At 64.9% G+C, this 12,952-nt stretch carries 3 protein-coding genes and 1 pseudogene; 3 read left to right on the top strand and 1 reads right to left on the bottom strand.

Annotated elements, in window-relative coordinates; all coding sequences use genetic code 11:
- Positions 1-27: 27 nt before the first annotated feature.
- Positions 28-1,338 (top strand): annotated as a pseudogene (locus AC13D8_RS17005) (UTP--glucose-1-phosphate uridylyltransferase).
- A gap of 110 nt (positions 1,339-1,448) precedes the next feature.
- Here AC13D8_RS17005 and AC13D8_RS17000 read toward each other — a convergent pair.
- A complete protein-coding gene (locus AC13D8_RS17000; protein ID WP_482969812.1) occupies positions 1,449-2,873 on the bottom strand; it encodes a tetratricopeptide repeat protein in 1,425 nt (474 codons plus the stop codon).
- A 387-nt stretch (positions 2,874-3,260) separates the two neighbouring features.
- Here AC13D8_RS17000 and AC13D8_RS16995 point away from each other — a divergent pair, with 387 nt between their 5' ends.
- Both AC13D8_RS16995 and AC13D8_RS16990 read left to right on the top strand, forming a co-directional pair.
- Entirely contained in the window at positions 3,261-4,286 is a 1,026-nt protein-coding gene (locus AC13D8_RS16995) for a universal stress protein (protein ID WP_482969811.1), read from the top strand.
- Positions 4,283-12,709 carry a GH36-type glycosyl hydrolase domain-containing protein gene (locus tag AC13D8_RS16990; protein WP_482969810.1) on the top strand — a complete coding sequence of 2,809 codons (8,427 nt, stop codon included), beginning with the start codon at positions 4,283-4,285 and terminating at the stop codon, positions 12,707-12,709. Before AC13D8_RS16995 ends, AC13D8_RS16990 begins: the two co-directional genes overlap by 4 nt.
- The last annotated feature ends 243 nt before the right edge of the window (positions 12,710-12,952 follow it).

Here is a 12,952-nt window from a genome sequence, read left to right as displayed (position 1 = left end):
GGCTATCTTCGCTGCGCGTTAAATGTTATGTTTCATGTTCGTTCTCGATCGCCCCGACGCTCGTGCAGCAATTCCGCACTGTCGGGGGATCGCGTAAGTCGCAGCGTGGCGAGGGGGCCGCCCATGGCCCATCCAACCAGTGGACTCAAGACGATCATCATTCCCGCCGCGGGCACGGGCACACGGATGCTGCCAGCAACCCGGGTAACCGCGAAAGAGCTTCTGCCAGTCTATGACCGACCGGTCATCCAGTTTGCCATCGACGAGGCGATCGAAGCTGGCGCTGACCGGATCATCGTGGTTGTCAGTCCCGCGAAAGCGGCCATCCTTGAATATCTTGGTCATACCGCAGTGGCATCCACCGCAGGGCTGGTCGGCACGGACACGGTCCAAAGCTCCCCTGAGATCCTCTATGTGTCCCAGAACCAACCGCTGGGTCTTGGCCATGCGATCCTGTGTTGCAAGGGACTTACCTTGCCGGGACCGTTCGGCATCATTCTGCCGGATGACGTCATCATGGGGCGCAACTGTATTTCCGAAATGGTCGATCACTATCAAGGGGGGCAAATGATCGCCGCGATGGAAGTGTCTCAACAAGATGCCTGCCACTACGGGATATTCAAGTTGGACGGCTCCGTGACCGGCAACTGAATTCCCGTGACCGGCATGGTGGAGAAGCCGCCGTTTGGCCAGGCGCCTTCGTCCATCGCCGCGGTCGGGCGCTATATTCTGGAGCCGGAGATCTTTGACATTCTGGGCCGCACGCCGAAAGGCGCCGGGGGCGAGTTTCAGTTGACCGATGCAATTGCCATGGCAACCCAGTCCGTGGCGCTGACGGCGTTCCGGTTTTCGGGCACCCGCTACGATTGCGGCACCCATGATGGCTTGCTTGCGGCCTCGAGCGCCCGTCAGGCCGCGGTCAAGGCGCTTGGGGCGATCACACAGCTGCCCTCGCACGCACCCGGCAATCCGAAACTGGCCGACACAATTGCCAAGGCAATCCACCGCGCCCTCGACGAGAGCCGCTTCGAACGCATCGATATGATCCGTGACGGATGGGCGTCCGGGCAATCCCAGGTCGTCCAGCAGGTTTTGTTGCCGATCAACCTGTCGGACCTGCCGCCGCCCGAGGCGACACGTCCATTGACCCAGCTTCCCATGGACGCGCTGATCAACAATCTCAGCGCGGACGACCTCCATGCCATGGTCGGCAAGGCGTTGCTCCAAGCCTTTGCCGCCGAGGACAAGGCAAGAATGGAGGCCACGTCCTATGACCCGTCAGCGTCAGGGGAACAGGTCAGCATGATTTCTCGGGGGAGGACTTCAGGCTCATCGTAACCGCCGACATGACCGCGGGTCGGAAGAACGCGCTCTTCGCAGGGCATGACGAGGGCGGGCGCTCCCGGGGCCGCATCGCATCGCTCACTGCCTGCAGTTCAATGCCTTGCCTAACGGGCCAGCAACGCCCCGACGACGTCCGGATGCATCACGCTATCGTCGCAGCGCGTGGCATCCGGCAAGCGGTGGCAGGCGCGCCCCATCGCACGCAGCGTCGTCTCCGTGGCGTAGCCGTTGACCGTGCCGACATAGAGCCCATCGCCTTTCATCTTCGATTGCACGATATAGATCGCGAGGTTCTCGTTGGCGGCGTAGATCTGCTTGCCAAACCAGAGCGAGCGCCATTCCGGATGGCTATCGTAGACCGCCTTGAGCTTGGGAAGGTCCGCGATCTGCCGCTTGCTTGCCGCATCAATGGTAAAGGCGAACTGAGCGCTCTTGGCGGGGCCGAGCAGCGGCGCGTAGCGCTCGAGATAGGCCCGGGCCTGCTCTGGCCGCTTGCGCACATTGTAGTGGTTGCCGCCACGGACCAGCGCGATCAGATAGCTGGCCGCCGTCGCGTTGCCGTCGTCCGCCGCCTTTTCCAAGACCGCGATGGCCTCGGGCCCGCTGGCGCGCATACTGATGCCCCATGTCAGCCGCTCGGCCTCGAACACCGGGACCATTTCCTCGCCGGCGGCGCGCGCATTCTCGGCATAGCCGTCGAACTTGGACCGGGATCGGCGGCCGAGATAGCCGTACATCGCCCCCTCGGCCAAAGTGCTCCAGGCAGAACCACGCCCCATTTCGCCAGCGCGCCGAAGATAGTCTTCGGCCTGCGCCGGGCTGCGGTTGCTCCACAAAAGATGGGTGCCGTAGCTCTCAAGCCCCTCGCCATTTCCAGCCTTTGCAGCCTCTTCGAACAGCGCCCGCGCCCACGACACGTCCGGCTTCACGCCCGTGCCGTTCAGCAATAACCCGCCAAGCGAGACCATCGCCTTGTCGTCGCCCGCAGCGACCGCCTGTTCAAGCAGCGCGAGGCCCGCCTCGACGTCGGGTTTCAGAACCCAGCCGCCTACCAAATGTTCGCCCAGAATCCGTCGGGCTTCGGGATCGCCGGCCTTGGCTGCGGCCTGCAGCAGGGTCTTGGCGCGCGGCGGATCGGGCTTCAGGTTGTGCCCCCACAGCAACGCCTCGCCAAGGGTCATCTGCGCCAACCGGTTTCCGGCATTCGCCGCCTGCTCCAGAAGTTGCTGCGCGCGCTCTGGCTGGGCTCCGGTGTAATAACCGTCGATCAGGATCTTCCCGAGGCTGGCCTTGGCCTGCACATCCCCCGCCGCGGCGACCTCGCCCAGAAGCTTCAGGCCCTGCGCAACGTCCTGCGCCACACCGTCGCTGCCAAAGACCAACGCCTCCCCCAGCTTGCGCTGGGCTGCGGTATCTCCTGCTGCGGCAGCCGATTTCAGTGCATCCGTATCGAGAGCCTTCGCCGGCGCCACTGCCCCGGTGGCCAGGATCACGATCAGCGCACCGGAAAGAATGCGCGCATGGGTCACGAATTTACTTGTCACTCTACCAACTCCTGAAAAAACTAAAGATACTGCATGTAGCAGCCCGGAAGGCTGGCAACTGTTCGGTTCACCATCCCCCTCTGATCGCCGACGCACGATTTGAGCTTAGTGTATGCTCTTTCCCGGACTATGACCACGAAGGATTGGTGAGGCCAACAAGCTCAGGAAATTCATCTTGTCGGGTCTGATGCTCATGCCCGCCCCGATCCACCAAATGCCGGGACTGAACACCTCGGCAGTGCCGTTCTTTACTGAGCGGCGCTACACAGGCGGTCTCCGAGTATTACCTGCGGAGGGTGAGATCGAGGCCTTCACTCGATCATGGATTGCGGCATCATGTGGATTGCTACACTATCTTGGCAGGAGCACACCATGACCGAGCGTGAAGCCCTGAAGCATAACATGACGCGGACTCTGCCGTCTTGTCCGCATGCCTATCATCAGGGTCTTCGCCATGTCTTGGCCTGTGTCGATGCGTCATCCTTTGCGGATGCAGTGTTGGCGCACGCCGCCGCGATGGCCCTGGCGGTCAAGGCACGACTGACCGTCCTGCGCGTTCTCGAGGCGTCGGCGGAACAGTCGCCGATGGACCCGGTGGAGTGGGCAATGCGCCACCGCGATGTGGAGGCTGACTTGCGCGAGCGCGCATCGCACTTTGGTGGCTTGCAAACCGATACGGTGGTCATCGACGGACCGGCCGCCGGGCGCATCTGCGCCTGGGCGCGCGACAATGCGGTAGAACTGACCGTGCTGGGTCGGAGTGGCGAAAGCAATGGATCCTTCGCCGGGTTGGGCGGCACCGTGCGTCGGGTCGCCGGGGTCGTCAACGGTTCGGTGCTGATTGTCCCGCCGTCGCAGGTCGTAGACGCGCCGATACGGTATCGCAGGGTGCTGATACCGCTCGACGGCTCGTCACGATCGGAATCGGCCTTGCCGCTTGGCTTGAGGATCGCGGCCGCCCACGACGCCGAGATCGTGCTCGTCCATGCGGCCCCGAGTGTCGATCTCACCGAGGCGGGCCCGCCCGAAGCGGAGACCATCACTTTGCGCGACCAGCTGCGCCGCCGCAACGAGCGTACCGGCGAGCACTATTTGAAACGAGTCCGATTCCAGTTGCCCGCAGCCCCAGCGACGGGAATACGGGTATTGCCAAGCGGCGATCCCCGCCATGCGCTGGCGCGCGCGGTGGTAGAAGAGCATGCCGACCTCATGGTGCTTTCCTGCACCGGCCAGAGCGGACATCCGGACATGTCGGTGGGCAGCGTCGCCGATTATCTGATCAACCACATGAACATCCCGATCCTGCTCGTGCGGGGACATCAGGGAAACCCGGCAATGGCTTACGGGAAATCAGACGAAGCCATTACCGCGAGGCTGCCAAGCCGGGCGTTGTTGTGACACCGGCGGCGGCGCCCTGGGAAAAACGCCTCGTCGCGGCGGACAGCGATTTGGAGCTTGCCGCCGTAACGATCCGAGCGCGGCATGATATCGAGAAGGGCCGGCCCGAGCCGGCTCTCGTCTGGCGGAAACTCTCCGTCATCCTTCCTTGGCTGGATCGCGCGCGCCGCCATTGCCGCGAGGCCTCGCCGGATGCCGCCAAGGCCTCGGAGTGGCTGCTCGACAACGAGTTTCAGGTGCGGCGCGCTATTCGGCAGGTTCGCGAGGATCTCCCGACCGGCTTCTACCGCCGGTTGCCCCGGCTTGCCGCACCCGAGTATCACGGAATTCCGCGCATCATGGGGATGGCGCAAGGCATACTCGATGTCGCGCATATGCAGGTCAGCCTTGCGGGCACGGTGGAGTTCGTCAGAGCCTATCAGCAGGACGGGCCGCTAACGACTGCCGAACTCTGGGCGTTTCCGACGATGCTGCGCCTCGCCTGCCTGGAGACGCTCGTTCATTCGTTTTCCCAGCTTTTGCCTGAACTTGCCCCACCATTCGAACCGACGCCGCGAATGACGCGTCGCGAGACGCTCGACCCGACTGAAGGCGTCTCGCGCGCGATTTCGGCCCTCGTGGCGGTGTCGAACACTTCATGGAAGTCGTTCTTCGATCAGGTCAGCCGTATCGAAGCGATCCTGCGGGATGATCCTGCCGGCGTCTATTCGACCATGGATTTCGACACGCGGGACCGATACCGCAAGGCCGTCGAGGAGATCGCGGACGGCGCACAGGTGTCCGAGTGGGATGTCGCAGAGACCGCGCTGACCCTGACGCGTGCCCATGCAGGCGCGCTTCGCCTCGGGCATGTCGGATGCTGGCTGGTCGCAGAAGGGCGGGCGGAGCTCGAGCGGAGGGTCGGCTTTCGGACCAGGGGGGGTGATGCCCTGCGCCGCTGGATCATCAATCATCCCGGCAGGAGCTATGCCGGGGCGCTGGCAGGCTTCGCCATTGCCGCGATGATCCTGCCTGTGCAGTTGCTCGCCATCTACGACGCCAGCCTGGTGGCGTGGGTCATCGGACTCGTGCTGTCGCTCGCGCCCGCGATGATCGTCAGCGTGACTTTCACGCACTGGCTCGTCACCCGACTGGTCCCGCCCCGGGTGCTGCCGAAGCTCGACGTCGAACACGGGCTGGGCAGCGGCTGCGACGCGGTCTTGGTGATGCCGGTGATCCTGCGCAAGGCGGTCGAGGTCGAACCGCTCATTGAGCGGCTTGAGACGCACTGGCTGTCGAACCCCGATCCGTTCATCCGCATGGCACTGCTGAGCGACCTCGCGGACGCGGATGCAGAAAGCATGCCGGAAGACGTGTCGATCGAGGCGGCTCTGCTAGCTGGCGTGCGCCGCCTCAACGCGCGCTACGCCGACCATGCGCCGTTCGTACTCCTCCACCGGGGACGCCGCTGGAATTCCGCCGAAGGCTGCTGGATGGGATGGGAACGCAAGCGCGGCAAGCTCGAGGAATTGACAGGCCTCATCCTGGGTCACCGGCCCGATGCCTTCTCCTTGCGCGAAGGCGATGTCGACCGGCTGCGCCGGGCGCGCTTCGTTGTGACGCTCGACGCCGACACCACGGCGCCGCCCAACAGCATCAACCGGCTCCTGGGGACGCTGGCCCATCCGCTGAACCGTGTCGAGTTCGACCCCGCGACGGGAAGACCGCGCCGCGGCTATACCTTCATCCAGCCCCGGGTCGAGATCTTGCCCAATGCCGGCGATCGGTCGCTGTTCACCCGCCTTTATACTGGCGATACCGCGATCGACATCTACAGCCGGGCGGTCTCGGACGTCTATCAGGACCTATTCGGCGAAGGAATATTCACCGGCAAGGGTGCCTTCGACGTCGCCGCGTTCCATCGATGCCTGCATGGCTGCGTACCGGAGAACGCGATCGTCAGCCACGATCTGTTCGAGGGGCTTCACGGCCGTGCAGCGCTTGCCAGCGACATCGTCTTCTATGAGGACTTTCCCGCCAACTATCTTGCCTATGCCCGTCGCGCCTTTCGTTGGATCCGGGGCGACTGGCAGCTCACGCCGTGGCTGGGCAGAACCGCACCGGGCCGCGACGACACGCGCCGTCCCAACCGGTTTTCGGCGCTCGACCGTTGGAAGATATTTGACAATCTGCGCCGCAGCCTCATCCCCCCGGCACTTGTCGCATTCGCGGTTGCGGGCTGGCTCGCGCTGCCGGGACAGGCCCTGATCTGGACGGTGCTGACGGTTGCCGCGCCGGGCGCATACCTCTTCACCGACCTCATTACCGGCCTCGCGCGCGGGCGCAGGCGGGGCGCCACGCGGAGCACCCTGCGACATCTGGCGGATCACGCCGGGCGCTGGCTGCTGGCGATCATCTTCCTGGCCTACGAGGCGGCGACGGCGATCGAGGCGATCGCGAGAACGCTCCAACGCGTCTACGTCTCGCGACGCCGGCTGCTGGAATGGACGTCAGCCGCCCATTCCGCGACGGAGGTTTCGCAAACCCGGCTCGGCATCTGGCGGGAGATGGCTGCAGCCCCTCTGATCGCCACCGCGATCGCCCTGCTGCTTGCCCGGATCGATCCCGCTTCCCTGACCGGTGCGGCACCGCTGCTCCTCTTGTGGTTCGTCTCGCCCGAGATCGCACGGATCATCAGCCGGAAGCCGCAAAGGGCGGCGGAAACCCTGCGGCCCGAAGACCGGCTCTACCTGCGCCTGATCGCGCGCCGCACCTGGCTCTATTTCGAGACGTTTGCCGGTCCCGATGACAATTGGCTGCCACCCGACAACTATCAGGCGAGCCCGCACGAGGAGATCGCACACCGCTCTTCCCCGACCAATGTCGGGATGTTCTTCTTGTCAGCGCTGACGGCGTGGGATCTGGGACATATCGGCCTTCGTGATCTCTCCGCGCGGATGTCCGCCGCCCTTGGCACGCTCGATCGGCTGGAGAGCCATGCCGGCCACACACTCAACTGGTTCGACACGAAGACACTCAAGTCGCTCGCGCCGCGGTATGTCTCGACGGTGGACAGCGGCAATCTGGCAGTCAGCCTGCTGACGCTGCGCCAAGGCTGCAGCGAGGCCGTGACGGGGCCGATGCTGTCTCCGAAACTTTGGGACGGTTTTGGCGACGCACTCAACTTGCTGCGTGAGGCTCTGTCGGTATTGCCCGAGGCCGACCGAAGGGCGATCTGCGGTTGGCTCGACATCATTGTCGGCAAGATTCCGGACATCCGAAGCCAGCCGAGGAATTGGCGGTCAGCGCTGGACGAGATCGGCTCGGAAGAGTGGCGACAGGTTCAGGTGCTCGTCGCCAAGTCGGTGGAGTCGAACGTCAAAGCCGATCCGCACGAGATATTTCTGTGGCTGGAGCGGACCGATCACCACCTGCAGACCATGCGACGGGATCTCGACGTGTTGGAGCCATGGAGAGAAATGGCCTATACGCCGCCGGCCGGACTTGAAGGGGTGGCGGAACTGCTGAAGGCGCTACCGCCGCCAGACACTCCGATTAATCAAATGGCCGACAGGATCGGCCGGGCGCGCTCCGCGTTCTCCGAACTTGTACCAGCGGATGCCGAGAGCCGCCGCTGGATTGCAGAGATGATCGCGGCGCTCGACCGGGGCGATGCTGCCTGCCGCGATCTCTCCGACGGCCTCACGCAATGCGCGGTCCGCGCGGAAGCGCGCGCCTTCGGCATGGATTTTCGGTCTCTCTACGATACGGAAACCAGAACCTTCGTTATCGGCTACAATCTCGACTCCGACCGACTGGACCAACACCACTACGACCTGCTGGCAAGCGAGGCCCGACTGGCAAGCTATTTCGCAATCGCCAAGCGCGATGTGCCGGTCGAACACTGGTTTCATCTGGGGCGCCCAATCGCCAAGGCAGTCGGCGCGCTGACGACGCTGTCTTGGAATGGGTCGATGTTCGAATATCTCATGCCCGCTCTACTGTTGCCGAGCGACGCGGGGCGGCTTCTGGGTCAGAGCGAACGTGCCGCTGTTGCCGCGCAACGGCACTATGGTGACAAGCTCGGCCTGCCCTGGGGGGTCTCGGAATCGGGTTATTCCGCCCGTGACGTCTCGCATCGCTACCAGTACCAGGCATTCGGGGTGCCGGGTCTTGGTCTCAAGCGCGGCCTGTCCGAGGACTACGTTGTAGCGCCCTATGCGAGCGCGCTGGCGCTAGCCGTCGCGCCGCGGCTCGCCGCCTCCAACCTTCGTCGGCTGGACCAGCTCGGCCTGCGTGACCGATACGGATTCTTCGAGGCTGCCGATTTCACACCGGACCGGCGGCCAAAGAAAGGCGGTTTCACGCCTGTCCGCGCCTATTTTGCCCACCACCAAGGTATGATTTCCGCCGCCATTGGCAACGCGCTGAACGATAACATACTGATCAGGCGTTTCGGTCGCGAGCCGCGCATGCGCGCCACCGAGCTGCTGCTGCAGGAGCGTGTCCCGTGGGAGTTTCCGCCCGAGCAGGCGACCGATGCTGAGACCGCGGCGCCCGACCTTTCACGTACGCCGACACCGGCGCTGCATGGTTGGACGGCACGCAACCAGCCGGGCCCTCAACTCCATGCCATCGGCAACGGAAGCCTCGCATCCTGGATAACCGACGCCGGAGGCGGGGCGCTCTGGTGGCGCGGCCAATCGCTCACACGATGGACGGGCGACGATGTCAACCGTGGCGGAGACTCGCGCATCTATGTCAGCGAGCGCGACAGAGGGACGGTCCGCTCGCTCGGCGGTCGCAGCGTGGGCGGGACGTCGGAGACGACGTTCCATGCCCACAAGGTCGAGTTCCACGAGCGCGCGGAAGGTTTGTCGATGAACCTCGAGATCGCGATTGCGCCGGGCGACGACGTGGAAATCCGTCGCGTTACGCTCTCCAACGAAAGTGACAGGACACGCGAGGTCGATGTGACAAGCTATGCGGAGGTCGTGCTTGCGCCTGCGCACGCTCATGAGCGGCACCCTGCCTTCAGCAAGCTCTTCGTCCACAGCGAGCGCCTCGATGGCCAGAACACGCTAATCTTCAAGCGGCGCCCGAGACGACCCGCCGATCAGCCGCCGGTCCTCATTCATAGCCTTCTGCCGAGCGATTCCGCGGTGACACCAGCAGGTTTCGAGACAGACCGCAGAAGGTTTCTCGCCAGGCACGGCGACCCCGAACGGCCACCGGGCGCGATCGACCCGCTGGATGGTGCCACCGGATGGACGCTCGATCCGGTCATGGCCCTGCGGGCGCGCGTTGTCCTGGCGCCCGGGGCACGCGCGCGGGTTGATTTCGTGACGATCGCGGCCGGCTCACGCGAGACGGCGCTCGAGATCGCCGAACGCTACGCATCCCCGCCGGCACTCGACTGGGTCATGGAAGACGCGCAGCGATCTGCGGCACTCGAAGCGCAACGCCTCGGGCTCGATTCCCGCGCGCTGGCCGAGGCACAGGCCCTGTGCCACGATCTCGTTTTCCCACGACCGCCCCCGCTCGCATTGGCGGCGGCGTCGGAGACGGATCTTCCGGCCCAGCCGCTGCTCTGGAGCATGGGGCTGTCGGGCGATCTGCCGATCATCCTTGTGCGGGCTGTCGACGACACGCATGCACAGCTTCTGCCGATCATCATCCGGGCGCATCAGTGGTGGCTGAGGCATGGCCTTCGTGCGGACTTGGTGATCCTGCGCGAAGGCGCTTCAGGCTATCAGGAGCCAACCCGCGACCTGCTGTTTGCCGCTCTTCGCGACGCGAACGCACCCCACGGTCTGGGCGGGCCGGGGGGCATTCATCTTCTGGCGGCGGACCGGTTCGATGCAGCCGAGCGCCGGACGCTCGAGGCCACGGCCGGGGTGTCTCTTGACGGAGCGGCCACATCACTGACCCAAGCGGTGACACCGCCGCGATCGGGACGCACCGCGCCGCCGCGTTTCCAGCCGGTCGGCGCACCACCGTCTGATCCTGTACCCGCGCCGCCCCTCATGCGCCCCGAAAACCTCGCCTTCGACAATTCTCTCGGTGGGTTCACCCCGACAGAGGGCGATTATGCAATCCACCTGGAGGGTGGACAGGTGACGCCAGCACCGTGGTGCAACGTGCTGGGTAATGAGAGCTTCGGCACCATCGTCTCGGAAGCGGGGCTGGGCTTCAGCTGGTGCATCAACAGCGGCGAGCATCGCCTTACGCCATGTTCGAACGACCCGGTTGCCGATCCGCAGTCCGAGGCGCTCTATCTGCGCGATGAGGAAACAGCGCATATCTGGACACCGACCCCGCTGCCTGCCGGCGGCGATGCGACCTGCCAGATCCGCCACCGCGCGGGCGCGACGACCTGGCAGCGCCACGAAGAAGGTCTCGAACAGCGCCTCACTGTCTTCGTCCCGCCCGATGCGCCTGTGAAGCTGGCGCTGCTGACTCTAACCAATCCCGGCAATCGTGACCGGCGGCTCACGGTCACCTACTATGCCCACTGGTTGCTTGGGTCGATGTCCAGTACCGCGCGGCCACACGTGGTTTGCGGTTTCGATTTCGAAAGTCGGGCGCTGATCGCACGCAATGGATGGAATCCCGAGTTCGGCAACCGCACGGCGTTTCTCGCCGCCAGCCGGCCACCGCACAGCCTGACCTGTGACCGCCGGGCGTTCCTCGGTCGGCAGGGTGATCCAGCCCGACCGACCGGCCTCACGGCCTGGGGACTCGACGGAGCGCTCAGCGATGTCGCCGACCCCTGCGCAGCATTCCAAGTACATATCGACCTGGCCGCCGGTGCGACAGAGGAGGTCGTCTTCGTGCTTGGAGACGGAAGCGATCCCGCCGAAGCGGCGCGCCTCGCGGTGCATTGGAGTGACGTCGAGACGGCCAAACAGGCACTTGTCGAAAACGATGCCGTCTGGCAGCGCCGGCTCGGCACCGTCAGGGTTACCACCCCCGACCCGGCTTTCGACCTCATGGTCAATCGCTGGCTCCTCAACCAGACCTTTGCATCGCGCGTCTTCGCGCGCGCCGGGTTCCAGCAGGCCGGGGGAGCCTTCGGTTTCCGTGACCAACTTCAGGACATGATGGCGCTGCTGTTTTCCGAGCCGCAACGCGTGCGGGCGCATATTCTGGATTGTGCGTCGCGGCAGTTCGAGGAGGGCGATGTGCTGCATTGGTGGCATCCCCCTCTGGGGCGAGGTGTGCGAACGCACTGCTCGGACGATCTGCTGTGGCTGGTATATGCAACCGGCCGATACGTAACGGCCACCGGGGACACCTCCATCCTCGCCGCGGAAATCCCGTTTCTGTCCGCCCCGCCGCTGGGGACTGACGAGGAAGACCGCTACGCCCTGTTCGAGGCGGGCGCGGAGCGCGCCTCGCTCTTCGAGCATTGCCGGCGGGCAATGGATCGTGGCGTCACGAAGGGCGCTCATGGACTGCCACTGATTGGCACCGGGGACTGGAACGATGGCATGGACAGGGTTGGCAGCGAAGGGCGTGGCGAAAGCGTGTGGCTCGGATGGTTCGCGGCTGTCTGCGCCGACACCTTCGCTGACCTTGCCTCGGAAACCGGACGCAACGACCTCCATAACATCTGGAAGGTACGCGCCGATGATCTGCGCCGGACTGCCGACGCAGCGGGTTGGGATGGCGAATGGTACGCGCGGGCGTTTGCCGATGACGGCCTGCCATGGGGTTCGAAGACGTCGGACGAATGCCAGATCGACAGCATATCGCAGTCCTGGGCAGCACTCGCCGGCGGCCCCGCTTCGGATCGAACCGCCATGGCCGTCGCTGCCGCGACCGGGCGCCTCGTCGATGATGATGCGCGGCTGGCGCGTCTGTTGACGCCGCCTTTCGACCGGACACCGCGCGATCCGGGCTATATCCGCGCCTATCCGCCGGGTGTGCGGGAAAATGGCGGCCAGTATACGCATGCGGCGGCCTGGCTGGGTCTGGCCCATTCGCGGCTGGCCAATGGCGACGAGGCCCATCGCATTTTCGATTTCATCAACCCCATCCGCCGCACCGACGACCTCATCAGGGCCGACCTCTACCGGGCGGAACCCTATGTCGTGCCGGCCGACGTGCGCGGTGCCGAACCCGGGATCGGTCAGGCCGGCTGGACATGGTACACAGGCGCCGCAGGCTGGACATGGCAACTCGCCGTCGAGGGAATTCTCGGCCTGAGCCTCCAACGCGGTGCTGTCAGGATCACCCCGCGGCTCCCCAGGGACTGGGGCGGTGCAGAGGTCAGGGTAAAGGGCCCGGACGGGATATTGATCATTACCATCGAAGATCCCGACCGGATCGGCTCCGGTCGCGTTGAGCTTGAGGTGGATGGTCGACCGCTAGACGGCGATTGCATTGCCATCCCGACAGGCGGGATGGAACGCCGCGCCACGGCGCGCCTGCGGCGCTGATTCCCACCGCGCGCTGTTTGCTCCATTCCGTCAGGGTCAAGGTCCGGGCGATGTGCTCGACAGGACGGTATTGGTGGTGCCAACCCACTATCGCGTACTCCGCCAGCAACTTCGTCATAGCGCAGCGAACTCCTCTCGCCCCACGCCCCGCCCGGCGGTGCCTCTTGTTGCCCATCGGCGCGGCTTGCCCATCGGCGCGGCCAGGCGGGGCCACCCGTCTGGACGAACCGCCCTGCCCCACTA

The sequence above is a fragment of the Roseovarius sp. B-10 genome (assembly GCF_056859295.1).
This window is presented reverse-complemented; position numbering and strand designations above follow the sequence as displayed.